Raw genomic sequence first — 23,229 nt, forward strand, 5'->3', positions numbered from 1 at the left:
CTTAAAAAGATGAAAATATTATTCGTTTTAACCTCTCATGATAAATTGGGAGATACAGGTAAAAAAACAGGATTTTGGGTAGAAGAATTCGCAAATCCATATTATACATTGTTGGACAAAGGTGCTGATATTACTTTAGCGACTCCAAAAGGTGGCGCCGCTCCAATTGATCCGAGTAGTAACACTCCAGATGCAAGTACTGCAGATACGGAACGTTTTGAAAAAGACGACGTTGCTCAGGAAAAAATCAAGAACACCAAAGTATTGGCAGATATAAATGCTGAGGATTTTGATGCGGTTTTCTATCCTGGTGGTCACGGTCCGTTATGGGATTTGGCAAACGATGCTAATTCTATAGCATTGATTGAAAAATTCAACGAACAGAAAAAACCTATTGCTTTTGTATGCCACGCTCCTGCTGCTTTAAAAAGCGTAAAAGGACAAGATGGAGAATTCTTGGTGAAAGGTAAAAAAGTAACCGGATTCACAAATACAGAAGAAGATGCAGTTCAACTTACAGATGTAGTTCCATTTTTGGTTGAGAATGCATTAAAAGAAAATGGAGGTATCTACTCCAAAGGTGAAGATTGGGCTGCCTACGCTTTACAAGATGGAAATCTAATAACAGGACAAAACCCTGCTTCATCTGAGCTCGTTGCCGAAAAACTTTTGGCTAGCTTAAACTAATTGTAGTTCCCCCAAATTTGCAAAAAGCTCACCGGTTATATCGGTGAGCTTTTTTTGTTTTTGGGTTGATTCTCGGCACATCACTTAAGACCATTGAAACCCTATTTTACTACAGTTGCCTCCAATTCAATTTTTAAAGTTTCAAAAAGACCTTTCACTTCTAAGACCGTACTGGTTTGTTGCACGTTATTCTTCTTTGTCCAATTTTGAAACACATCAAAGCAGCTAAAAAATTCTTCTGTAGATGTGGTATAAACATTTAATCTTACTATGTTTTTACATTCATACCCGGCATCTTTTATTACCCTTTCAAGGTTTTCAATTGCCTTTATCAATTGCGGCTTCATATCCTCCGTACTAGATTTTCCATCTGCATCAATTGCGGTCTGGCCAGATATATAAAGTGTTCCTTGTGTATTGGTCACTTCAACAGCTTGTACATAACTCCTTTCGTTTTGCCATTTCCATGGGTTAACTATTCTTTTTTTCATTTGATTTTGATGTTGTGCGGATACCGACGTAACGGTCACTAACGCGATTACTAAAATTCCTCTTTTATAAGTCACAAATCCAACTATTAGGTGTATTACAAAGGTTTGAATTTTGGTATTCACTATGGTGTGACAAACATCACAATTGTGAAAATAGTAAACTACCTCGGGGCAAACTCGCGAGGCATTAAAAAGAATGCACCTTGATTTCGAGGCAAACCTCGGAGCATTTAATCTCAATTATCGAGTAACATATTTAATGGGATAGCCTACTGAGTGTTTCCCGGGATACGCCCAAGTACGAAGCCAAAAGTATTTTAGGAACTCGTTGAAATAGTATTGGATATTGTTCCAACAGTTGTTCATACCTTTCCTTAGCACTTGAAGTTAAAAAAGATAAAATTCTTCTCTGGGAAGCTATATGACCTGCATTGGATTTCTTCAAAAAGAAATATTCCATTTTAGGGCAGTCGGCGGCCAGTTTGTTATAATTATTCAAACTAATGCTTAGCACATGAGTTTCCTCAATACATCGCAATGACATCTGAGCCTTTGTTTGGGTAAAAAAAGCGGCAAAATCACTCTCCCACCAATTTTCCATAGCAAAGGAAGCTATGTGCTCCTTTCCATCTGCATCATCATAAACCAATTTTAAAAGTCCGGAAATAACATAGTAGCAATGGTTTACAGATTCTCCTTTTTGAATCAGAAAATCATTCTTACCATAAGCTTCTTTTGAGAAATGAGACAGGACAAAGGAGTATTCATCATCAATTAAAGCAACTACTTCCTCAATATGTTTTCTAAGCTGATTACTCATATAATGATTTTTTGTGCTATGCTTTTTTTTGGACTGAAAATTTACGAACTTTTATAAACAGATTTCTGTAAATAAGACCGACAAAAAATATGAGGTCTCCAGAAGTTCTATTCAATACTGGATAAATACATTTTGCTTACTCTATTTTTTTGAATCACATAACAATAATGATTAAGGAAAAGAGTTTTCAATTAACGTTATCACCAGTGATATTCAAGGAGAAAGACTTTTAGCTGGTAAAATCGCATTTACATCCTTCATTGCCTTATTAACATATAATACTCCATCAACGGTACCAAACAAAAATTATAATCATGAAAAATATACTTAACCTAAAACGTCTTTTTATTGTACCAATAGTAATACTTACTACTTCTTGTTCTTCGGAGTCAGATACTATTCTAGCTGATGATAGTGAATTAAATGAACAATCTAGTGAATCAATTGAGCTGTCTAGTGCAGAAAATATTCAGATTTTTCCATCAAATCATCCATTAAATAAAGAGATTACCAATAGCCCTATAGATTCTAATTCCAATTTAATACTAGAAAATATAGGTTTAAATTCTGGGCTTTTTACTGACTTTGGTAGTGGGTTATATAATGATGCTCCCATTGGTATACCTTATGTTGTAGTTGATGGTAGCCAAGAAAATATGCCTATTACTTTTAGTGAAAACGGGTATCCTTCAGAAAGTGACAAGGGACCTTTTCCTATTCCCTTAGACGCGCCAATAGAAGGTAATGGAAAAGGTGATAGTCATGTTATTTCTGTAGATGTAGAAAATGGTATGTTGTATGAACTATTCAATTCAAAACAAGTTGGCAGTGGTTTTGAAGTATCTAGTGCAGCTGTATTTGATTTAAATGCAACTACGTTTAGGCCAGATGGATGGACATCGGCAGATGCGGCAGGATTACCAATTTTTCCATTACTGGTTAGGTATAGTGAAATAGAAAAAGGAGAAATAGACCACCCCATTCGTTTTACGATACCTAGGTCTAAAATTTACGAGGGGTATATACATCCTGCACGTCATTTGGTTTCTGGTGATAAAGGTGACCAATTATTACCTTTTGGAGCTGTTTTAAGACTTAAGTCAACATTTGACACCAGTAATTTTTCTGAAACGAATAAAATAATTCTTCAAGCCATGAAAAAATATGGGTTGATACTAGCAGATGTTGGGTCAAACATGTTCATATCAGGTGCACCAGATGACAACTGGAATAATGATGACCTTAGAGCATTAAAAAATGTTACCCTAAACAATTTTGAAGTCATCCAAATGGGCGAAATAACAACGAAGTAAACTACCTCGGGGCATTAAAAGGAATACATTTTGATTTCGAGACAAGCCTCGGAGCATTTAATCTCGATTATCGAGTAAGACTCTGGAATGTTTACAATTAAACCACCCTACACTAGAAATGTCAGGTGATTTAGTTATAAAATATCAATCTCTATTTCATTTTGAAGCAACCCTACTCCACCAGCCATCAAGCCCATTATCTCGTCTTTTTCAATTTGTAGATTTACGAGAATTAAGCTGGGCGAAGGTATTTTCATATATTTCCCCTGTTGAATTTTAAAACTGTTCTGTTTATTTTTTAAAACGTCAAACATATAACTGGCAAGCGGTCCCGCAGCCATTCCAGTTCCTGCTTCTTCTTCAATTCCATAACTGGGTGCGAACATTCTTGAAGTAGCATCATAGGCTGTACTTTCCATGTCAGTGGAAAATACATAATAACCTATCAAATCAAATTCCTTACTGACTTCAGTTATTAGGTTTAAATCTGGAACTATGCTTTTTAGTATCTCTTTGCTCTTTACCGGAATTAGTATAAATGAGTTTCCCGTGTTCACTAATTGGATTGGGGCATTAGCTAAAAGGTCTACTTTGTTTAACCCTAAGGATTTTAGAATAGCACTTTCTTTATGACTTACATCTGCATATTTTGGAGCCAATTGTTCCATAAAAGCCAAGTCTCCTATCATCTGAATTTTCCGGCTTCCATCAATGGTTTCTTTGGAAGAACTATTGTTCTTTAGCGCACCAATTTGTTTTAAATATGAAAACGTAGCAACGGTGGCGTGGCCACAATGAGCTATTTGCTTGCTAGGAGTAAAGAAGTCCAACTTAAAATCTTCTGTCTTGGATTTTGAGACGAATGCGGTTTCAGACAAACCTACTTTTCTAGCTATTTCTAATTTGTTTTTTGTAGTAAGTTCATCTGCATTGAGCACTACTCCTGCTGGGTTTCCTCCTTTTCCGTTTTCGGCAAAGGCATTAAGAATCTGTACTGTTACTTTCTTTTTTGAAGTGTTCATTGTATCTATGTATTGGGTTACAACTTATAGACGGTATGAAATAGAAAAAGACGTAGCTAATCTTGATTATTTTCAAAATCAATTAATTTTCCAGACTTATCCGACTCAACATTGGGACAATCTATAATATTATCCTTAAGAATTTCCCTGGCTTTTTGAACTCTTGATTTTGTTCCCGAATAAGAGATTTTTAAATGTTGAGCGAGTTCTTTTTGAGAATAGTTTTTAAAGGAGGTTAAAACAATTGCCTCTTTATGTTCTGCGGAAAGACTATCTATTTTTGAATTGATGCAGTTGGATAAATTCGCATATTCAAAATTGTCGTGTGCTGTTTCAGGAATATCTAAATCACCTATGGCTATGTTTTGATTCTTCGCTTTGCGAAAGTAGTCAATAATAGTATTCCGCGTAATTTTATACACCCAAGAAGTAATTTTTGAAGAATGTTTTAGTTGATAAATCTTAGTTTCAATCTTTAAGAAAACTTCCTGATGAATATCTTTAGCCGTTTGTTCTTCCTTAACCTTACCCAAAATAAACTTATACAGTTCTTCATTTAGGTCAATCCATATGGCTCGTGTATCTAACTTCAAATTAAAAAGATTTGAACAGGGCTATTGATTTTTAAATGAATAGTCCTGCAATTTCACCTAAAAATAAGAAATCTAACCACATCTTCCCTATTGTGTCTTCTGAGGCTTATTGATTTGATTGCCTTTCATCTTATACAAATGATACACATGAATAATACAGAATACAACACCGGCAATAATTAATGGGCCGGATTTTAAGAATAGTCCGTAAATAATATAGAAAAAGCTGGAAACCAGGTGCCATACCCTAAATGACCCCATTTCTTTTTTGGTTGCCGCAAAAAATCCCGTACCAATCGCAATATATCCCAATATTTCAGCAAGTAGGTTCATCTCAAATCTAAATTGTTTAATGTTCGTTCCTTATAACTTTTCTTACTTATCTTAATTTCCATCTCTTTTAATTCTTTAATAAAATGCGGACTGTTGGCTACCAGCTCTTCGGTCGTTTTCATTCCAGCGTTCCAGTGCTTATGGAAAAGAGGTAGCTGTTTTTTAGATTTTTCAGACAGCTCTAGCAATTGTCTTCTCAAATCGCGGTCATCTGTTCTAGTGGTTACATATCCCTTTTTCTTCATTTTGTTGATAATCTTGACACATGCGGGATGTGACATTCTCAACTCTTGCGCTATTTCCGTAATGGTCATGGACTCATACTCCTCTAACAATAAGAATATCAAATGCCAATTAGGCTCAATATCCAAACCCACCGTTTTGTAGTAATCTCTTGTGCTATAAAGGATTTCATCACTCAATCGCTTAATTCTACTTATTAATCCTGCAAATTCTATCTCTGATAAATAGTCATCCATACTCATATATGTAACTGGTTACTCAAATATAAAAATAATATCGTAACTGGTTACATAAATTACCTAAAAAACGACGTCTTAATAGAATGTTCTTTATAAATCTATTGTCTTAGATATAGAACTAAGCCCTTTTTATTCTCTTCTTAAGTCTAAGAATACCTCCCGTAATCAATGCTGGAATAGTCATGAGAACCGTAACCTTCACCATGGGAAGCACGTATCTCATCCAAGTTTTAGGACGACCATCAGAAGTTTCATTTTGCGCTCTTTCCGTCACTTCTTTTGTAACTCGCAGGCTATCTGCCCAGTCGCTATAATCTAAAATATAGACCACAAAAGACACAAAAATACTGAATACAATTATATACATCAATTGGCGCGAACTCGTTCCTAGAATTCGTTTGACATCTGTTAAATGGTGTATATCGCTTTTAAACTTAAGTTTCTTAAAGGCTCCAACAATCCATTTCCAATGCAGGGCAATGTGTACACCTAGTAAGGCCATAAATAATGTAGCACTCACATCGTGAATTTTAGACCAAAATGCATCGGGTTCAAAATGGATACCCACCAATGGTAAGGCAGATTCCGATATTACTATTCCGGAAAGGGTAACAACCACCATAAATAGATATAAAATCCAATTGAAAACATTGTCAAAACGAGTCTTATTAGGCTGTTTCTTGAAAAATTTATTGGAATTTGCACGTATCCATTCCCAATTGATAATAAGATGCAAAAAGAAAGGCATAATAATGATAAAACTTGCCCATTCATGAATAGGTACACCCGTAATTTGAGGAATTAACACAAGAATCATCAAGGCAAAAAAGAAAATATCTACATATACCCTTACTTTAGAAGTTTTCTTCTTTACTGGATTTTCACTCATTTTTTTATGGATTAGTTTTTATTAAGGCTTTTGATCGAACCTGCAAAGATGTGCCTTAATAACATTGGAATAAAGGTCAAAAAACGGTCGCAGATGGTAAATGTGTAACCAGGGGTTCGCTTAGATAATAATGATCAGTACACCCCTACCGTAACTTGAATACAGAAAACTATTCCAACCCCTTTTTATCAGGATTCCAAAAAGGTTTTGTTTTAATTTGTTTGGTATTCCAGTTCAGTTCCTTTCTAAAATATTTGTTCAAAGCCACACAAACCCTACTGTCTCCCGCAATATATACCATCTTTTTACCGGACATATTAGGGAGCAGTTTTTGCAACACCTCACTAAGAACTGCTGTTGGGTTTTGGTCCATTTCATAAAAATCGAAAGGGACGGTTCCATCTACATCTGAAAACAATTCACTCAGGTCTGAAGTATAAATTACACTCTCAACCTGCTTCGCATCGGGTAAATGACGGTTAATCATATAGAGGTGGGACAATGCCGATAAATCACCGATCATGAGGTAACTGTCCGCTGTATCGTCCAGAAGGAAGTTTCCTTTTTTCCATTTAAAATATACTTCATCGCCTACTTGGCAATTTTCGGCCCACTCAGCTCCTATCCCTTTGCTATGCGTTGCTACGGCCAATTCTATGGTTTTATTTTCGTGGTCTACATCCCAAATACTATAACTTCTTACTTTGTCTTTAAGTCCAATTTCATCCTTACCGATACCTACTCCTAATCGGATAAAATATCCTGGAACAAAATCCACATTTTTTATATGCTCACTCCGTATCCTAATTTTAAAAACAGATTCCGATAGCTGGGTCTTCTCTACAATCGTTCCTTTTTCAAGTACCTTTTTAATAAGGGTTTCCACTAATCCCATTCTATTCTTTTATTTTTAGGTTGATAGATAAAATCGACTACACCTACACCAATATACTGATTATCAATACTGTATTACAAAAAAAAAAAAAAAAACACCTACGTTCAATTTTATATTCTGGGTTCCTACCGATATAAAGTAAAATCAAGAACCCTTTATCATTTAAGGTAAGAGGTGTAGAAAAAGTCGAAACCTAATCTCTTATTGGACGTTTATTTTTGTTTAAAGTTTAACCGGACACCCATTTTATTTACTTCTTTTTTTTGAGATTGAAAGCTGAAGCTACAGATTCTATTAGCTACTTATGGTATCCTACGCTTTCTAAAATGAAATCTGCTATTGGAGAAGGATTCTCCAAACTATGCGGATGGTGACCAACCCCTTCTTTTTTGATAAGTTCTATGGTGCCTCCGGCATTTTCAAAATTTTCTTTGAGCAGTGCCGTATTTTCATCATAAGGAACGACCACATCTACATCTCCATACACATGAATTACAGGAATACCTGCTTTTGCGACTTTTACACTTGTTTGAATGGGAATGTCTTTAAATTCTTTAACTGAAACACTATCTAGTTGATAAGCAGCCAAACAAAGTTCCCAAGCCTTGGCGCTACCCTCTCCGCTAAACATTCCTCCTGGCCAACTTTTAATATCGCAAACGGGAGCATCCGCATAAATGCTAAAAACTTTATCCGTGTTTTTCGAGGCCCAGTTGTAAACGATCAATCCACCGCGACTCATTCCCTCTAAAACCGTTTTTTGGTTTAAACCGTACGTGGAAACACAAAATTCATAAAAGTCGTTCCACAATTCTACTGCTTCATTATTTCCGAATAAGTTGGCAACGTCCACATGAACCACATGAAAACCTTTGTTTAACAACACTTTATCTAACTGTGGCTCATGCCCCCAGAATCTTGCCCGCCAAATCCAATAGTGGTTGGCGTGTGCTTGGTTTGGAAATACAATTTTGGCATCATGTCCTTTAAACGAGAATTCCTTTACCGTATAACCCGTAAAAATTGTATCCTGCGCAAATACAGAAAATGAAAGAAAACAAGTGATTAAAATTAAGATGAAGGCTCTGCTTTGATTCATATTTCTAGTTTAAATTATCTTCCCGTTTTAGCAACTCTACATACGGATTTCCTTTAATTCCCAAGAGTTTGGCAAAAGCGGGTTCCGTTTTTAGGCCTTTTGATTTTAGTTCTATAATGGCCTGCTTAAAATCGTTTCCTTTTTTGAGTATAAGTCTATGCTCAATTATCATATGCCGGTAGGCATTTTGTTTTTCCGTTGGTAGGTTTTGACCAAAAATTTCAAACTCAAATTTATCAGCGCTAAACGTTGCTACCGTAGCCTCAATTCCGTTTTGGATTGTAGTAGCTAATTTGAAATCTGTTTCATTGCCGAACTGCTTCACTAAAAAGCCACCAAACCGCTTATGGTCTTTGCAATGGCAAATGATATCTAAATCACTCTCCGGCAGATCTATTTCAATAGGAATCGTACCCGTTAAAATAGGATTGTAATCTCCAAGTTTTTCTAAAACCTGATGTTTTACGATTGCAGCATATGCCAATTGTTGCCGCTCGTTACCCTGTTTTAGGTAAACTATATTTTTAAAATCGATAATCAATTCTGCTTCTCTTTATATTCCCGAAAATAGTCAATTTAGAGTTGAACACTATAAAATAAGATTGCCTTTCGGAAACCAAGACTGCATTCCCATCTAAAGTTGATTTATAGCATATTTCTTTTACTTTTCGCCTTTTAACTATTGATAGTTTTAATAATCTACAGCTCACATCAAATCTCTTTAGCCATTCGGTACATACCTTTCATAGCTTCATGCATAAAGTCCGAATCAAAACTAAAACTATTCACCTTTTTAAAACCCAATTTCTCATAAAACCGAAGTGCTTGATCTTGCGTATCCATCACTTCTAGCCATAAGGTTGATTTTTTCGTAGTTCTGTATTCCTTCTCAATCCAAAGAATAAGGGCTTTACCAATACCTTTTCCTTGCAGTGACTGGTCTAAATAAATACGTTGTAGTTTGGTTCCGTTAACTGTATGGGCAGGAGGCAAAGATTCATTTAGAAGTACTTTTAAAATTCCCGTTTTTTCATTTTTATAGGTTATGAAAAAGTATTCGGAATTTGGTTGACCAAGCTCCTTCTCTAAATTCTCTTTAGCGTATAAACTGTTTATATACGAAGCACCCTTATCCGGCCACAAATGTGAATAAGCAGGCGGATATATAGTACACATTAAATCATATAGCTGTTGATATTCACCTATCGTAATAGGTTCTAAATATAGGTCTGTTGTTAACTTATGCATTTGAATAGTCCTGTTCTAGGTTGCTAAACTAAAATACGCTTTTATAGTGTAGTAATCAGTTGCGAGAATGATGCCTGCAATAGCTGTAATAGATTTGAAACTCTTTTCCTTAAAGAGTATACACTAAATAACTAATATACAAACTCTTAGATTACATCTTTATGCTAGCGTAGGCATCTTGTTTGTGCCGAATTGTCCTCATGCTTTTATGATATTTTGCCCTTTTAGTTATGGGTACGAGCGTGACGCTCGCACTAGCGGGGATAATTTAGTTCTACATTTTTCAATTGAAAGATTGCATTTTCACCCAATCAATAAGTTCATCTTTATCAACAGTTACCCAGGTTGCGGCAGTATTTTTTTTCTCTGTTTTACTGTCTTGGGGATAAAAGATGACCAAATCGGAATTTTCATTTCCAGCCAATTTTAACTGCGCAATAAGACCAACCATATCTGGACCGTTATTGTCTATTGTGGTTTTTCTCTTCTTCTCCAACCAATATTCTATGGCGACTTCCATATATGCTCTTACCGGATACTCTTTGAAATATTGAATATGCCTGTTGGTTTTATCAGAATAGCTATAGGTTGAAAACTCGAGGTAGTTTTCAAGATGTGTTGATGGAGTGCCATTGAGGTTTTTTTCTAATATAAAATTGGAAAAAGTGCCTTCCCAAACCGCTCCTTCATCAAAGTTTATTCTTCTATCTCTTTTACCTTCATTGTACTGCCTAACCCAATCTAATGGAGCATCACAAACTACTAATCCAGAAATGTCTAATATAAAACTAGGATTGGTTTTCTTTACAAATTCAACATATTTTAATACACAATGACCCGATAAACCTACACCCATTAAGAATACATTTTTATTGGGAAGCTTATTTTCCTTAAACGCTTTTCCTATAGTTTTGTGTGCGTCCAGAATTGAAGTATTCGAGAAAAAGAAGTCCAACGGTATTTCTGTTGAGACGGACAAAACTCCATACCCCGCTTCATTTGACTGGGAATAGATTTGTTTTGCGCTGTTGTTTTTGTTGTCAAATTTAGCGTCTTCAAAAAAGATAAGGACTCCATTTACTTTTCCGTTATCCGGTAAAGCCAACGTATACCCTTCTTCTGTAAATTTTAAAAAGTCAGTGTCTAACTTACCTATTCGTAAACTGTCGTTTTTCACCTTGCTATACGCTTCAATAATATCTTGTGCGTATGTGGGCATGATCGTCCAAATGGCAAGGATTATGATTATTGATTTAAGACCTAACTTCATCATTTTTACTTTTGGAAAGATTCTAGTTTGGTAGAAAAAGGAAATTGATTTATTATGTTTTTGTTTTGTTACTTCTACGAGCGTGACGTTCGTACTAGCGAGGTCGTTTTAACCTTAGATTAGTAATTCTTTTTTAACCTCAATTATAAATTCTTTGTAAGCTTCTTCCACCAATTCGCTCGACTTATTAAGTTCCATTTGTACTTTTCTAAGGTTCTTATGATATTCCTCCCAATTGTTATTGCTCGGACTTTTTGGAAACAAGTACCTTTGTGACCTGTTCACTTGATTAATTATCTCTTTTGTTATTTCTATTCCAGAATTTTCATAATCACTAATCTGTTCTTCTCCACCATAGACCTCGGGAATGAAAAATTTACAGCACAATCCAACAAAATGACTTAAGGCATTTTTAAAGGTTAAGGCTTTTACTCGAATAGAAACGTTGAGAAAACTATTTTGTGATTTGTCCAAATATTTTATTGTTTCATCCCAAATAGCATAATAAAAATTTGATGTTCGCAAATTTGATGTTGCAAAATTTAAACTGCTTTTCAGAGCGTCATCACTAAGAATCCTAATAAATTGATTAAAATTTTTCCTATCAATATTATTGGAATCATCGACATTTGCCCTATTCAATATATCGTCATAATTATCTATAATTCGATTTATTGCACCATTCATTAAATTTTCTAGATTCTTCTTCTCTTTTGGGGAATATTGAGATATTCTGTTCTGCTTTATATCAAATGGCAAATCTTCTATTTTACAAATAGAATTATTAATTACACAAATTATTCTCTCCCAGCCTAGATGATTAATTGCATAACCTAATTCAATAAGTACGTTAGGGTTAGGTGTTTTTTTATTATTAAAAATTTTTGAAATTAAATTATTATTTATGATTGTTACATCGCAAATAAATATATCAGAGTTTTTAATTTTTTTAAAAATTGAGTCAACAATGTTTGGACTTCCTGCTAATTTTTGTGTATCCTTATCCAAGGATAACTCTAAATCAATTTTTTTTTCAAAATCTTTATCGACTTTTCAATTGACTTTTTAATTAGGTAATTATTCTCTTTCTTATTCGTATCCGATTGCCATGAATAAAATATTGTGAAATGTCGTTTTATCATTTTTAGAATTATGATTTTATGAGTTTTACTAGACCTTATTAGGCTCTTTAAACTAAATCTGACTATATTTTATTTTATTATTTGACTGACACAAACAGTGGAGATACTCTTTCCTACTCCACACTAGCCACTTGACTACTTCCATCATCATAACTCAGCCTATAAATAGCATCCCCAAAATCATCGGAAATTAATAATGAACCATCTTTTAGAAATAATAAATCTACAGGCCTACCAAATTGCTCTTGGGTTTCGTCATCCAACCAGCCATCAATAAGGGTTTCATAGGCTACAGCCTCATTGTTCTCAAACTTTACCAAAGAAATTCTGTATCCAGATTTTTTGGAGCGGTTCCAAGAGCCATGTTCAGCTATAAAAGCATACTGCTTGTACTTTTCAGGAAACATATCGCCCGTATAAAACTTGACCCCTAACGGCGCAACATGGGCGCCTAAGGTCTGAACAGGGGCAACAAAATCCGAGCAAGGGTGTTGGTCGCCAAACTCAGGGTCTTTAATTGTACCTCCATGACAAAACGGATAGCCAAAATGCTGGCCAGCTTCCGTAACACGGTTCAACTCACATGGGGGAATATCATCACCCATCATATCCCTACCGTTATCCGTAAAATACATTTCCTTGGTTTCTGGGTGCCATGTAAAACCCACGGTATTTCTAACCCCACGGGCATACACTTCACGATTGCTTCCGTCCGGATCCATACGGGTAATAGAAGCAAAACGCTCATCTACGGAAGTAGAATCGCAAATATTACAAGGCGCGCCTACGGGCACGTACAGCTTATCATCCGGTCCAAAAGCAATGTATTTCCATCCATGGTGAAAATTTTCAGGATAATCTTCATAAATCAATTTGGGCTCAGGAAGACTGTCTAGATTTTCCTCAATATTATCATATCTAAAGAGCTTGCTCACATCTGCCACATACAACGACCCATTTCTAAATGCTACTCCGTTGGGAGATTCCAAGGTAGAATCCAGTTCAATTATATGATCCGCTTTAAAATCTTTATCCCGATCTTGGACGGCGTAAATGCGTTTTTCATTTCTTGTACCTACAAACAAGGTTCCGTTGTCTCCCATAGCCATAGAACGTGCGCCATCTATACCATCTGCATATACTTCTATTTTAAAACCAGCGGGCAAGTTCAAACGGTCAACGGGTAGTTCAGAAACTGGCTCATCATAGTTTACCATAGGTTCCTTCTCCTCTACTTTCTGCTTTTTTTCATTACAGGCGGTAAAACCTACAACCGCCATAGCGATTACTAAAGTTTTAATTGTGTTGTTTTTCATGAGATTGGTTTAAAGATATTGTTGCAAATTCTTTTTGAAAAATTTAGCGCTATCAGCGATACTCTTCATGGAGTTTTTCGCAAAATTACTGCCTTGTTCTATGTAATAATACTCTAATGCATCCGTATCTATACCCGAAAGCATTTCTTTATAATCTATAGAGCCGTTACCCAGTTCCGTATAATCACGGCTTACCTTATCCATATCCTTTATGTGCCACATGACAAAGCGGCCCGGATTGTCCGTAATAAGTTGCTGTGGTGTCTTGTTTGAGGAATGCATTACCCAATACATATCCATCTGTAACTTTACCAATTGTGGGTTAGTTTCCTTTAATAGAATATCATATCCGGTTTGCCCATTGTGGTCCGTAAATTCAAAATCGTGGTTATGGTACGCAAATTTTAATCCCGCGGCATTTACATATTCCGACATCCAATTCAGTTTTTCCGAAAGAATTTTAAAATTTTCAATTGTTCTAAATTCCGGAGCCAACCAAGGCCAAGTTATATAAGGCTTGTTTAAAATGTGAGCCCCTTGAATACAGGAATTTAAATACCTTTTGAGTTCATCATCGGGTTTATCAAAATAGGACGAAAAGTCATAATGGCCACTGGTAGTTGTGAGGTTAAGGTCATCTAATATCATCTTAAATTCTTTTGCCTCATACCCGTAATACCCTATTTGCTCTGGGTCAAAACCATAAATTTCCAAGTCTTCATAACCCATAGCCTTTGCCTTTTTTAAGCTACCCAAGGGGTCTGCTTTCATGGCATCACGAATGGTAAATAATTGCAGCCCCATTTTAAATTTGGGTTTGTTTTTCATGGTAAAACCAGTTACCGGTAAAAATGTAGCGGCAGATGCCAAACCACTCTGTTTCATAAAGTTTCTTCTAAGCATATTTTAATGGGGGAATTTCAATAAATTGAACAAAAAAATGGGTTTGCCTTAAAAGACAAACCCGAATATATTACAATCTTTCCGTACGACCGAAAATATCTACATTTTATGAAACCGAATCTATAGCTTTTCCTATTAAGGTCTCACCTTCCAAAATTTCGAAAGTGGCGTTTTTAGCCGCATCATCATGTAAAGAACGTACCAACGTCTGGGCTACATCATCCCTGCTAATTGACCCTGATTGCTCTAAACTTCCTTCGGCCTTAATTTTCCCTGTTCCCTTATCGTTCGTTAAAGAACCTGGACGAACAATAGTATACACAAGGTTGCTACCTTTAAGATACACATCTGCATTATGCTTGGCCTGTAAGTATTCTTTTAGGTCACTTGCCTTATCTGGGTTTTCGGCTCCCATAGAGCTTAGCATTACAAACTTCTTTAAATTTGCCGATTTTGAAGCATCCACCATTTTTTTAGCTCCGTCCTGATCTACGGCCTCTACCTTTTTTCCACCGGAACCGGCAGCAAAAATCACTTTGTCTATGTTCTTTACCGTGTGGGATATATCTTTTTCCAAATCGCCCATAACCGTGGCGATATTGTCTTTTTCAAATTGTTCTTTCTGCGATTCTTCCCGAATCATGGCTATAGGTGTAAAATATTGAGACTCGTTTAGAAGTGTTACTATTTTTTTCCCCGTGGTACCGTTGGCACCCGCTACTAATACATTTTCCATTTCATCATTTTTTAGTTACTACAAATTTATGCTGTACTGGGCTATTTTATTGATTCAGATTAATCGATTTTTAACCCATAACAACTTCTTTCCTGTTTCAATCTTATCCTATACTTCTGTTTAGGTTTTACACTATACTCTTTATTACCTTTGTTCTTAAATTTTTTTAATGACCCACCAACATTACAAAATTTACAAACCCTTTGGATTTATAAGTCAAATGGGGTCTAACAATATAAAAGAAAAAAGGTCTAAGCGGTTTATAAGTGAGCTATACCCTTTTGATGATAGTGTCATGGCGATAGGACGATTGGATTTAAAATCTGAAGGTCTTCTTTTGATGACCACGGATGGAAAACTGAGTGATACCGTTAATCGCTCCGGAATAGAAAAGGAATACTATGCCCAATTGGATGGCATCATTACCCCTGAAGCTATAGCTGAATTACAACAAGGGGTTGAAATTGGGATTGAAGGGAAAAAATATTTGACCAAGCCCTGTAACGCAAGACTACTTACAGAAGAACCCGATTTTCCTGAACCACATCATTTATTACGGGTCGGTACGCACAGACCTAATTCTTGGTTGTCCGTTACTTTAACGGAAGGAAAATTTAGACAAGTGCGAAAAATGACCGCTGTAGTTGGTTTTCCTACGCTACGACTGGTACGGGTTCGGATAGGGTCGGTTACTTTAGAAGGTATGAATCCATCGGATGTAATCGATTTTCCTGATTTACCACAGGAATTAAATTTGTAATAGAAAATAAGCTGGGACTTATTCTGTAAGTTGAGTGATCGGCGTGAGCGCAACCTTTCTAAACTCAACTTCCGAGCCTTCTGCTTGCAAAGCAATCTGCCCCGTCTGTGCCGTAGCATCATAACCGTGGTTTACCAAGTCGCCATTGACCCAAACCTTAATTTCGTTTTTTAGGCATTCAATTTGCATGTGGTTCCACTCGCCTACCGGCTTTTCGGAATCATCCGTCAGGTTTAATATTCTCCGTTTCTTACCTTCGGTAATACCCCATTCTTCTTGAGGTCCACGACGCGCCAGCATATCATCAACGGTTATATCCTCTACAATACACCAAAAATCCCCAGCATTTTCGTGCATCATTTGCACCTCAATAGATTTTGGAAACATTTTGTATAGGGAGCGTGGCGTAGAAGCAAAAACCAAAACTCCACAGTTGCCAGGTTCACCGGCAAAACGGTATTCCACATCTAAACGAAAGTCTTCGTATGTGGCATCTGTAATAATATGGCCTGCTGGAGTGCCTAAGCTCACCAACATGCCATCTCTTATGATAAAAGGGTTTCTTGCATCTGTGCTATCCATAGCCGGCACATCTATATGCCAACCATTTAAATCTTTTCCGTTAAATAGATTTTTTGCTCTTGGTGCGCATGACCAAAGGGTAGCGAAAACTATAGAAAAAACTAAAATATATTTTTTCATAAATATTGGAAATGGACAAATTATTATGCCCAATTAGAACAATGCAATTGGAAGTTCAACAGCAACAGGTGCTATATTTTCTTTACTCTAACCGCATTCATACCTTTCATACCTTTTTCAAGTTCAAAAGATACTTTATCGTTCTCGTTAATTTCGTCGATAAGACCGCTTACGTGAACAAAGTATTTTTCCTGATTCTCAGAATCGATGATGAAACCGAAACCTTTTGAGAAATCAAAATAAGATACTTTTCCATTGCGTACCGGGTCAAATTCTTCTTCGTCTCCCTCTTCTTTTTTAGGAATACCAAGAACGATATCCTCGGCATCAACTTGAACTTTTTGTGATGGGTCTGGCGGAGTATCCACTAGGTTGCCATTGAAGTCTACATAAGCAAACGGAATTCCTTCGTCATTGTCTTTTGCAGCAGCTTTACGCGCAACTTTTTTCTTTTGTTTCTCTTCGCGTTTCTTTAAACGTTTTTTCTCTTTTTCAGTCTTATTATAAGTTTGCTGAGATTTAGCCATTCGGTATTTTTCTTGTTTTAAAATTAGGAGGATAAGGTAAGAAATAATTTTGATTATATTTTGATTTCAATGTTAAGAAATACAAGGAGCAATAGCATAAACTTTTACTTTAAAATTAATTTACAAAATACTAAAAAACAGCACATTATCGTTGCTACCTAAAACACAAAAGCATCATTCTCAATTCCTTTTTTTAGTATCTCTAAAGAGAGTAGATCATTTTAAACGACAGCAAGTCCGAATTGCCAAGTTATAATTTTGAATTATTTAGTTGAATTGAACACTAAGATTATTTTTTTCGGTTTATCTGATTTTTACGTTTTTCACGTGTTTAAGGACTACATTAATTACCTTTATCAGTATCTTCCCCCAGTTCCATAACGTTGTCCTCCAAGCGAATAAAAACTTTTGATTTTGAAAAAGCACTTTAACACCCTTTCGATAGCTGTACTATTATTAGCTGGTTATGCCTGTTCTAACGATAGCAATGCATACGAACCTGTACCAAAACCAGATACGGAATCCCCTACTCCAGACCCCGAACCTGAACCCGAGCCAGAACCTATTTTGGAACTAGATGCAATTCCCGCCTCTGCACAAAGAATTGGTGACGTCGCCAAAGGATATGAGTTTCTAATTTCAGGAGATTATATGAGCTCTGGTGTACCTTATGATGCATTCATACAGGGTTTTGGAGAAGATAATACAAACATATTGCAACGAAGTGGAGACAACGCTAATATTACCTACGAATATACTGCGGTTGATGCGGCAAATGGAGTTCGGATAGTTTCACCCAATTGCATGTCCTGTCATGCCGGCCTAATTAATAATGAGTTTATTGTTGGCCTAGGAAGTCACGCCGCGGATTTTACCATTAACAGAGCGGTTAACATGGCTTTAGTTAGTAATGGCATTTCATTCCTTTATGGTGGACAGGAGAGTAACGAATGGGAAGCATTCGACCAATTTAGAAAAAGTATAGAGGCTATTGGAGAAAAAACACTAACAGAAACCCGTGGTGCTAATCCTGCTGATAAAATCACTAGGGTTTTAGCATCCCATAGAGATAAGAACTCATTAGAATGGACAGATACGCCATACGTAAACGTGAGTGATGAGGTGATTCCTGCCGATGTACCTGCCTGGTGGTTATTGAAAAAGAAAAATGCCATGTTTTACCACGCTATAGGACGTAAAGATTTTTGTAAATCATTCATCGGTTCTAGTTTATTGACGTTGGATGATAAAACGAAAGCGGAAGAGATAGACCCCAAAATGCCCGATGTACTAGCCTATATTTATAGTATAGAAGCACCGGAATACCCGTTTGAAATTGACACCGATTTAGCAGCTCAGGGTAAACCCATTTTTGAGGAAAACTGCGTAAAATGCCACGGCTCTTATGGAGAAACCGAAGAATACCCCAACCTCTTGGTATCCCTTACATCTATTGGAACAGATCCGGCCCTTTCTAATCTCTACACGACACCTTCAACCGTAAATGACTATTTTTTAGATTGGTTTAATACAGGTTGGTTCGGAACTGGAACTGCCGGATTGGAGTTCAAAGCAGAAGGAGGATATATTGCCCCTCCGTTAGATGGTATTTGGGCAACTGCCCCGTATTTTCACAACGGCTCCGTAGCAACAATTGCAGAAGTGCTAAATAGCTCTGAACGTCCTAAATATTGGAGCCGAACCTTTAGTAGTACTGATTACGATAAAGAAAACTTAGGATGGAACTACACCGTGGAAACTAGTAAAGTAGACAAGAAAACCTATGATACAACCATAAAAGGGTATGGAAATGGAGGACACACTTTTGGAGACGACCTAACCAGCGCCCAACGATTGGCACTGTTAGAATACCTAAAAACACTTTAGAAGTCTAAAACAATACAACAACAAAAACGCCCTTATCCTAATGGACAAGGGCGTTTTATATTTGTCTTATTGATAAAAGGTTACTCTTTTAAAGAAATTGTTTCAACGGTACTATCCGGATAAATAAGCGTAGCGGTATCATCACATGCACCATCTCCAAAATCTACAGATACTTCCAAACCGTTTTTAGTTAAGTCCATTGTACCTTTGCCAATATACTCACATGCAAATTCTGTTTCTAAATCTGAAGTAATATCTACTTCATATGTATCATTCCCAGATTTAAGCACCCAATCACCATCTATAGTAAACATGTTCTTTTCTTCTTCAAATACGAACCCAAAAGTTTTAGACCCTTTTTCGGATATTTTCTTATTATCTTCCAGAGTCAAGGTCATATCAATAGTTACATCAAAAAGCACGGAACCACTCTCGCTTTGACTATATGTAAAAGCCCTTGTTCCATCTAAACCTATCCCTCCTACTTTTAAATCATCATAAATTACCGTGTAAGCAAATGAATCATTATCCGTACCATAAACTACACTTAAAGAACCGTTTAGTATTTCTCCGTTCTCTTCAGCGGAGCAATCATCAAAACTAACCGTAAAACCAGTATCTGAATACTCAGCAACATAACAAGAGGCATCTTTAGCAGATTTACCCGACTCTTTATTGCTAAATAGACCCTGAACAATCATATCTGCAGAACTAGATATCTCATCCGTCTCAAGAACCGTCTTAATTTCAGTTTGATCAACTTTTTGATTTTGTTGGTTATCTAGAATTTCATCAGCATCATCGGAACAACTGAAAGCCAACAAGGCGGCAGAAACAACTAAAGAGTAAGGACTGATTTTGTTAAATAAGTAGCTCATAATCAAATTTTTGGGTTTTGCTCTAAAACGTTCAACCCTGATTTTTAGTATTGTGCACACGTTTTTTCAGTTGAAATGCACTTTTCTTGGTTCAATGGAAATCAAATTAGCGCTAAAACATTATTCATTATGATAAAAACCACCTTGCAGAATCGTATACGATTGTTATATTTACCATATGGGAATGAGCATCATATTACGAGACAAGGTACGCGAGCATCTTTTGAGACAAATGCAAAAGGGAGATTTACAACCCGGACAAGGCATTAATCTTGCCGCATTATCCAGGAAACTAAAGGTAAGTGTCACTCCTATTCGTGAGGCTTTGACCCAATTACAACAATCTCATATTATAAGAGCCATACCCAACCGTGGATTTGTAATTGCCGCCGTAAACCCTGAAGAGGCTAAAAATCTTTACGAACTGGTTGCTCATTTAGAAGTTCTAGCGCTAGAAGAATCAATTTTTAATGAAGCAGCAATAGCAAAGCTCAAAAAGCAAAGCAACCATATTGCAAATGCAGAAGATGCTTTGGAACGGGTAAATGCATATATGGAATTTCATAGATTACTAACTTGTAACTATAAAAATTCCGTTTTTCAACAAATACTAAAAGACCTGAAGACACGTGTTTTCTTCTATGAACGCGCCTTTATGTCCAATGATTCTTTTCACTATAACTCCAACGATCAGCATAATGCTATAATTTCAGCTATTGAAGATGATAATATTCCTTCTGCGGCATTGGTTCTTAAAATGAATTTAATGCTTGTAAAAAGCTACATAGAAAAGCAACTTGTGGTATTGTAGATTCTTTAAGGAATGTCTTAATTCCTTTGTTTTTTTTAATCATTTCCACACATCTTCAGCATTATTATCACGGTTATAAGTCAAACCGTTGAATACTTCTATGTAACTCATTTTCAACCTGTAGGTAAACAAATCACAAAGTTTTTGTAAAATTATATTCGGTTTCAAAATACGGATTTACATTTGACCTGTATTTCGACTAAAAACCGAAAATAAAGACAACAATTTTAAACTAAGGGCGTTTTAACGATACCTAAAAAAATAGAAAACATGGGTTACTTATCTCCTCAAATAGAAGTTCTAGCCAAAAAGCGAAAACAAGAAGAAAAATCTTTAATCAAGAAAGAATACTCTTGCGGTATTTTTCAAGATTATGGTGATTTGAACGAGAAGGAAGAACTAGTCAGGAACTAGTTGTTCAAAATTGTTTGGGCAACTTCTAGTATAGTTTTGTCTTCTATTTCCGGCGTTCCGTTCAAGGGATAAATGGCGTGGCCTTCACGTGCAACAAATGCTGTTCGTAAACCCGCACGCTTGGCTCCTAAAATATCCCATCCATGAGCGGCTACCATCATGGTGTTTTCTGGTGATACGCTCATTTTGGCAAGAACAGCTTTATATGGAGCCGCTTCCGGCTTATAACTAGCCACCTCTTCCACAGAAACGATAGCATCAAAATAAGAAGCGATACCCGCAAATTGCAGTTGTTCGTTCAGTAATTTTGCGTTGCTATTAGAAAGCGCTACGAGTTTGATTCCATCTCCCTTTAAGATTTTCAAACCTTCTTCTACGTCATCATGTGCAGGCAATTTTTTGATGTTTCCCAAAATAGAATCTAAAGCATCATCCGATAGATTTTTATCAAATTTTTGCATTGTCATTTTTAATGTAGCTTTCCCAATAACACTAAAATCCTCATAATTACCAGTTAAAGTTTCAGTTAATGAATAGTGAAGTAATGTTCTAAACCACAAAGAGAAAGCATGTTCAGAATCTAACGATTCATTTATGGCGTCGGTCAATGGACCTAAGTTTAAAAGCGTTTCATTTATATCAAAAATAAGCAACTCGGGTTTCTTCATTCTATCTTGTTTTTTGATTGCAGTTCAGTTGCCTCCTTTTTGAATATCAGTAATAAAACGCCTAATTTTATTAGGCAAATTAGATTCATTGAATTGCGATTCATAAACCCCTTTTTCATCAGTTAACTTTACTGTATACGTAAAACCGTCACGTAAATGACTGTGATCTTCTTGCTTGACACTTACAGCATCTCGCATCTCCTGTTCTTCGTTTTTATCTAGTTTTACCTCTCCCTCAAATCTCTTAGGAATGCCCATAAAACCACCTTCTATGTTAATATCGTATTTCATTATACAACGATTGGGGTTAAACCTACCTGCGAAAAGCTTACACTTATCGCTTCTACCGCTTTCTCAGATACTCTGCCTTCTGAAATTAAACGTTGTGCCGTACTCACTAAAGTTTCAACCATATCATTGAAATCTGCCGTACGCCAGAGTGCCTTTAGAGTCTCAAACCATATTAAAGCACAGTCATCAATACCAACTTCAAGACAGCAAAGGTAAAATGCTTTGTTAGGGATACCTGAATTGATATGCACACCTTGATTATCACCCATACCATTGAAATAGTTATCCATATGATCCGGCTGGGTATCAAAATCATTTGCCGTACCAGGTGCTTTCATTGAGCGAATTGCCACTCCTGGAAATTCTTCGGTAACGACACTATCTCCTATAAGCCAATCTGCTTCTGAAATATCTTGTTTCAAGTATTTCTGCTTGATTACCGTTCCAAAAACATCAGAAAAGTGTTCGTTAAGGGCCCCAGGCTGACTCTGGTATTCCAAATTAGCGAAAAACTGGGTTACACCGTGAGCCAATTCATGAGCAACGACATCAATAGCACTAGCAAAATCCTTAAATTCCTTTCCATCACCATCACCATAAGTCATTTCATCACCATCCCAATACGCATTGTTATATGCCTCCCCATAATGTACATTGGAAATAATATCTAAGCCATTTCCATCAATGGAATTCAACCCAAAAGTATCTTGAAAATAATCCCGCACAAAACCCGAAGTATCATATGCATTATTAACGGTTTCATCCTCCGTAGCATCTTGTCCTTCTTCTCTTGCCAACTCCAATCGCTGCTCAAATTGGTTTTTAGAATCGTATACGAAACGTTTCCCATTCCCCTCTGGTTGGTTACGCAACAAAAGATTGTTAAGACTACTACGTCTGCGCTCTGCAATTCTTCCTGTATCGTTCAAAGCTCTTTTACAACTGCTATTACCGTGTTTAGCGAGTTTTTCAAGTAAGTATGGAGGGATGATATAACATTGGGCTTTTGTACACATAGGTTTAGGGTTTTAATTTCGTTCGTTTTTCTATAA

General features: G+C 36.3%; 28 protein-coding genes. 6 read left to right on the forward strand and 22 right to left on the reverse strand.

The window, feature by feature from the left end:
• Positions 1-9: 9 nt before the first annotated feature.
• Entirely contained in the window at positions 10-687 is a 678-nt protein-coding gene (locus IWC72_RS16890) for a type 1 glutamine amidotransferase domain-containing protein (protein ID WP_194530590.1), read from the forward strand.
• Positions 688-788: 101 nt separating this feature from the next.
• On the opposite strand, the gene IWC72_RS16895 is transcribed toward IWC72_RS16890, so the two are convergent.
• On the reverse strand, positions 789-1,178 hold the full coding sequence (locus tag IWC72_RS16895) for a RidA family protein (protein WP_194527354.1): 390 nt from the start codon (positions 1,176-1,178) through the stop codon (positions 789-791).
• Positions 1,179-1,434: 256 nt separating this feature from the next.
• Positions 1,435-1,998, reverse strand: coding sequence for a Crp/Fnr family transcriptional regulator (locus tag IWC72_RS16900; RefSeq protein WP_194530591.1), 564 nt, complete (start codon positions 1,996-1,998; stop codon positions 1,435-1,437).
• Positions 1,999-2,312: 314 nt separating this feature from the next.
• Here IWC72_RS16900 and IWC72_RS16905 point away from each other — a divergent pair, with 314 nt between their 5' ends.
• On the forward strand, positions 2,313-3,311 hold the full coding sequence (locus tag IWC72_RS16905; RefSeq protein ID WP_226979610.1) for a hypothetical protein: 999 nt from the start codon (positions 2,313-2,315) through the stop codon (positions 3,309-3,311).
• Positions 3,312-3,445: 134 nt separating this feature from the next.
• On the opposite strand, the gene IWC72_RS16910 is transcribed toward IWC72_RS16905, so the two are convergent.
• The 14 genes from IWC72_RS16910 to IWC72_RS16975 all read right to left on the reverse strand — a co-directional run bounded on the left by IWC72_RS16910 (position 3,446) and on the right by IWC72_RS16975 (position 15,239).
• Positions 3,446-4,333 carry a PhzF family phenazine biosynthesis protein gene (locus IWC72_RS16910; RefSeq protein ID WP_194530592.1) on the reverse strand — a complete coding sequence of 296 codons (888 nt, stop codon included), beginning with the start codon at positions 4,331-4,333 and terminating at the stop codon, positions 3,446-3,448.
• 56 nt (positions 4,334-4,389) lie between these two features.
• On the reverse strand, positions 4,390-4,926 hold the full coding sequence (locus tag IWC72_RS16915) for a sigma-70 family RNA polymerase sigma factor (protein WP_194530593.1): 537 nt from the start codon (positions 4,924-4,926) through the stop codon (positions 4,390-4,392).
• 87 nt (positions 4,927-5,013) lie between these two features.
• Complete coding sequence (locus IWC72_RS16920) at positions 5,014-5,259, reverse strand: YgjV family protein (protein WP_194530594.1); 246 nt, start codon at positions 5,257-5,259, stop codon at positions 5,014-5,016.
• Positions 5,256-5,738, reverse strand: a complete 483-nt coding sequence (locus tag IWC72_RS16925; protein WP_194530595.1) for a MarR family transcriptional regulator — start codon at positions 5,736-5,738, stop codon at positions 5,256-5,258. Before IWC72_RS16925 ends, IWC72_RS16920 begins: the two co-directional genes overlap by 4 nt.
• 121 nt (positions 5,739-5,859) lie before the next feature.
• Entirely contained in the window at positions 5,860-6,630 is a 771-nt protein-coding gene (locus IWC72_RS16930; protein ID WP_194530596.1) for a DUF4405 domain-containing protein, read from the reverse strand.
• Between the two features lie 169 nt (positions 6,631-6,799).
• Complete coding sequence (locus IWC72_RS16935) at positions 6,800-7,525, reverse strand: siderophore-interacting protein (RefSeq protein WP_194530597.1); 726 nt, start codon at positions 7,523-7,525, stop codon at positions 6,800-6,802.
• Positions 7,526-7,823: 298 nt separating this feature from the next.
• On the reverse strand, positions 7,824-8,624 hold the full coding sequence (locus tag IWC72_RS16940) for an alpha/beta fold hydrolase (protein ID WP_194530598.1): 801 nt from the start codon (positions 8,622-8,624) through the stop codon (positions 7,824-7,826).
• 4 nt (positions 8,625-8,628) lie between these two features.
• On the reverse strand, positions 8,629-9,165 hold the full coding sequence (locus tag IWC72_RS16945; RefSeq protein ID WP_226979612.1) for a DUF4269 domain-containing protein: 537 nt from the start codon (positions 9,163-9,165) through the stop codon (positions 8,629-8,631).
• A gap of 170 nt (positions 9,166-9,335) precedes the next feature.
• Entirely contained in the window at positions 9,336-9,872 is a 537-nt protein-coding gene (locus IWC72_RS16950; protein WP_194530599.1) for a GNAT family N-acetyltransferase, read from the reverse strand.
• Between the two features lie 283 nt (positions 9,873-10,155).
• The gene (locus IWC72_RS16955; RefSeq protein WP_194530600.1) at positions 10,156-11,145 is read right to left on the reverse strand and encodes a hypothetical protein; all 990 of its coding nucleotides are present in this window, start codon (positions 11,143-11,145) and stop codon (positions 10,156-10,158) included.
• Positions 11,146-11,256: 111 nt separating this feature from the next.
• Positions 11,257-12,150 (reverse strand): TIR domain-containing protein, encoded by an 894-nt coding sequence (locus IWC72_RS16960; protein ID WP_194530601.1) that lies wholly within the window; start codon positions 12,148-12,150, stop codon positions 11,257-11,259.
• Positions 12,151-12,397: 247 nt separating this feature from the next.
• The gene (locus IWC72_RS16965; protein ID WP_194530602.1) at positions 12,398-13,600 is read right to left on the reverse strand and encodes a PQQ-dependent sugar dehydrogenase; all 1,203 of its coding nucleotides are present in this window, start codon (positions 13,598-13,600) and stop codon (positions 12,398-12,400) included.
• Between the two features lie 9 nt (positions 13,601-13,609).
• Positions 13,610-14,485 carry a sugar phosphate isomerase/epimerase family protein gene (locus IWC72_RS16970; RefSeq protein WP_226979615.1) on the reverse strand — a complete coding sequence of 292 codons (876 nt, stop codon included), beginning with the start codon at positions 14,483-14,485 and terminating at the stop codon, positions 13,610-13,612.
• Between the two features lie 124 nt (positions 14,486-14,609).
• Positions 14,610-15,239 (reverse strand): SDR family oxidoreductase, encoded by a 630-nt coding sequence (locus IWC72_RS16975; protein ID WP_194530603.1) that lies wholly within the window; start codon positions 15,237-15,239, stop codon positions 14,610-14,612.
• Positions 15,240-15,408: 169 nt separating this feature from the next.
• Here IWC72_RS16975 and IWC72_RS16980 point away from each other — a divergent pair, with 169 nt between their 5' ends.
• Positions 15,409-15,999 (forward strand): pseudouridine synthase, encoded by a 591-nt coding sequence (locus tag IWC72_RS16980; protein WP_194530604.1) that lies wholly within the window; start codon positions 15,409-15,411, stop codon positions 15,997-15,999.
• An 18-nt stretch (positions 16,000-16,017) separates the two neighbouring features.
• On the opposite strand, the gene IWC72_RS16985 is transcribed toward IWC72_RS16980, so the two are convergent.
• Both IWC72_RS16985 and IWC72_RS16990 read right to left on the reverse strand, forming a co-directional pair.
• Entirely contained in the window at positions 16,018-16,701 is a 684-nt protein-coding gene (locus IWC72_RS16985) for a 3-keto-disaccharide hydrolase (protein ID WP_194527370.1), read from the reverse strand.
• A gap of 71 nt (positions 16,702-16,772) precedes the next feature.
• Positions 16,773-17,228, reverse strand: coding sequence for a cold-shock protein (locus tag IWC72_RS16990; protein WP_194527371.1), 456 nt, complete (start codon positions 17,226-17,228; stop codon positions 16,773-16,775).
• 414 nt (positions 17,229-17,642) lie between these two features.
• On the opposite strand from IWC72_RS16990, the gene IWC72_RS16995 reads away from it, so the two are divergent.
• On the forward strand, positions 17,643-19,115 hold the full coding sequence (locus IWC72_RS16995; RefSeq protein WP_194530605.1) for a c-type cytochrome: 1,473 nt from the start codon (positions 17,643-17,645) through the stop codon (positions 19,113-19,115).
• An 80-nt stretch (positions 19,116-19,195) separates the two neighbouring features.
• Here the strand turns inward: IWC72_RS16995 and IWC72_RS17000 are convergent, their stop codons facing one another.
• Positions 19,196-19,993, reverse strand: coding sequence for a hypothetical protein (locus IWC72_RS17000; protein WP_194530606.1), 798 nt, complete (start codon positions 19,991-19,993; stop codon positions 19,196-19,198).
• A 184-nt stretch (positions 19,994-20,177) separates the two neighbouring features.
• Between IWC72_RS17000 and IWC72_RS17005 the strand changes: the two genes are divergently transcribed.
• Positions 20,178-20,804 carry a GntR family transcriptional regulator gene (locus IWC72_RS17005; RefSeq protein ID WP_226979617.1) on the forward strand — a complete coding sequence of 209 codons (627 nt, stop codon included), beginning with the start codon at positions 20,178-20,180 and terminating at the stop codon, positions 20,802-20,804.
• A gap of 270 nt (positions 20,805-21,074) precedes the next feature.
• Positions 21,075-21,218 carry a hypothetical protein gene (locus tag IWC72_RS17010; protein ID WP_194527375.1) on the forward strand — a complete coding sequence of 48 codons (144 nt, stop codon included), beginning with the start codon at positions 21,075-21,077 and terminating at the stop codon, positions 21,216-21,218.
• Here IWC72_RS17010 and IWC72_RS17015 read toward each other — a convergent pair.
• The 3 genes from IWC72_RS17015 to IWC72_RS17025 are packed head-to-tail and all read right to left on the reverse strand — an operon-like array spanning position 21,215 to position 23,193.
• Positions 21,215-21,886: a haloacid dehalogenase type II gene (locus IWC72_RS17015; protein ID WP_194530608.1), complete on the reverse strand. Its 672-nt coding sequence runs from the start codon at positions 21,884-21,886 to the stop codon at positions 21,215-21,217. The genes IWC72_RS17010 and IWC72_RS17015 overlap by 4 nt on opposite strands.
• Positions 21,887-21,910: 24 nt before the next feature.
• Entirely contained in the window at positions 21,911-22,177 is a 267-nt protein-coding gene (locus IWC72_RS17020) for a protealysin inhibitor emfourin (protein WP_194530609.1), read from the reverse strand.
• A complete protein-coding gene (locus IWC72_RS17025; RefSeq protein WP_194530610.1) occupies positions 22,177-23,193 on the reverse strand; it encodes a M4 family metallopeptidase in 1,017 nt (338 codons plus the stop codon). Before IWC72_RS17025 ends, IWC72_RS17020 begins: the two co-directional genes overlap by 1 nt.
• Positions 23,194-23,229 lie beyond the last annotated feature (36 nt).

Source organism: Zobellia roscoffensis (assembly GCF_015330165.1).
GTDB classification, from domain to species: domain Bacteria; phylum Bacteroidota; class Bacteroidia; order Flavobacteriales; family Flavobacteriaceae; genus Zobellia; species Zobellia roscoffensis.

Excerpts from the sequence above, each read along its gene's own strand:
- IWC72_RS16890 (WP_194530590.1), top strand. The coding sequence starts at position 10 with ATGAAAATATTATTCGTTTTAACCTCTCATGATAAATTGGGAGATACA.
- IWC72_RS16895 (WP_194527354.1), bottom strand. The coding sequence starts at position 1,178 with ATGAAAAAAAGAATAGTTAACCCATGGAAATGGCAAAACGAAAGGAGT.
- IWC72_RS16900 (WP_194530591.1), bottom strand. The coding sequence starts at position 1,998 with ATGAGTAATCAGCTTAGAAAACATATTGAGGAAGTAGTTGCTTTAATT.
- IWC72_RS16905 (WP_226979610.1), top strand. The coding sequence starts at position 2,313 with ATGAAAAATATACTTAACCTAAAACGTCTTTTTATTGTACCAATAGTA.
- IWC72_RS16910 (WP_194530592.1), bottom strand. The coding sequence starts at position 4,333 with ATGAACACTTCAAAAAAGAAAGTAACAGTACAGATTCTTAATGCCTTT.
- IWC72_RS16920 (WP_194530594.1), bottom strand. The coding sequence starts at position 5,259 with ATGAACCTACTTGCTGAAATATTGGGATATATTGCGATTGGTACGGGA.
- IWC72_RS16925 (WP_194530595.1), bottom strand. The coding sequence starts at position 5,738 with ATGGATGACTATTTATCAGAGATAGAATTTGCAGGATTAATAAGTAGA.
- IWC72_RS16930 (WP_194530596.1), bottom strand. The coding sequence starts at position 6,630 with ATGAGTGAAAATCCAGTAAAGAAGAAAACTTCTAAAGTAAGGGTATAT.
- IWC72_RS16935 (WP_194530597.1), bottom strand. The coding sequence starts at position 7,525 with ATGGGATTAGTGGAAACCCTTATTAAAAAGGTACTTGAAAAAGGAACG.
- IWC72_RS16940 (WP_194530598.1), bottom strand. The coding sequence starts at position 8,624 with ATGAATCAAAGCAGAGCCTTCATCTTAATTTTAATCACTTGTTTTCTT.
- IWC72_RS16950 (WP_194530599.1), bottom strand. The coding sequence starts at position 9,872 with ATGCATAAGTTAACAACAGACCTATATTTAGAACCTATTACGATAGGT.
- IWC72_RS16955 (WP_194530600.1), bottom strand. The coding sequence starts at position 11,145 with ATGATGAAGTTAGGTCTTAAATCAATAATCATAATCCTTGCCATTTGG.
- IWC72_RS16965 (WP_194530602.1), bottom strand. The coding sequence starts at position 13,600 with ATGAAAAACAACACAATTAAAACTTTAGTAATCGCTATGGCGGTTGTA.
- IWC72_RS16970 (WP_226979615.1), bottom strand. The coding sequence starts at position 14,485 with ATGAAACAGAGTGGTTTGGCATCTGCCGCTACATTTTTACCGGTAACT.
- IWC72_RS16975 (WP_194530603.1), bottom strand. The coding sequence starts at position 15,239 with ATGGAAAATGTATTAGTAGCGGGTGCCAACGGTACCACGGGGAAAAAA.
- IWC72_RS16980 (WP_194530604.1), top strand. The coding sequence starts at position 15,409 with ATGACCCACCAACATTACAAAATTTACAAACCCTTTGGATTTATAAGT.
- IWC72_RS16985 (WP_194527370.1), bottom strand. The coding sequence starts at position 16,701 with ATGAAAAAATATATTTTAGTTTTTTCTATAGTTTTCGCTACCCTTTGG.
- IWC72_RS16990 (WP_194527371.1), bottom strand. The coding sequence starts at position 17,228 with ATGGCTAAATCTCAGCAAACTTATAATAAGACTGAAAAAGAGAAAAAA.
- IWC72_RS17000 (WP_194530606.1), bottom strand. The coding sequence starts at position 19,993 with ATGAGCTACTTATTTAACAAAATCAGTCCTTACTCTTTAGTTGTTTCT.
- IWC72_RS17005 (WP_226979617.1), top strand. The coding sequence starts at position 20,178 with ATGAGCATCATATTACGAGACAAGGTACGCGAGCATCTTTTGAGACAA.
- IWC72_RS17010 (WP_194527375.1), top strand. The coding sequence starts at position 21,075 with ATGGGTTACTTATCTCCTCAAATAGAAGTTCTAGCCAAAAAGCGAAAA.
- IWC72_RS17015 (WP_194530608.1), bottom strand. The coding sequence starts at position 21,886 with ATGAAGAAACCCGAGTTGCTTATTTTTGATATAAATGAAACGCTTTTA.
- IWC72_RS17020 (WP_194530609.1), bottom strand. The coding sequence starts at position 22,177 with ATGAAATACGATATTAACATAGAAGGTGGTTTTATGGGCATTCCTAAG.
- IWC72_RS17025 (WP_194530610.1), bottom strand. The coding sequence starts at position 23,193 with ATGTGTACAAAAGCCCAATGTTATATCATCCCTCCATACTTACTTGAA.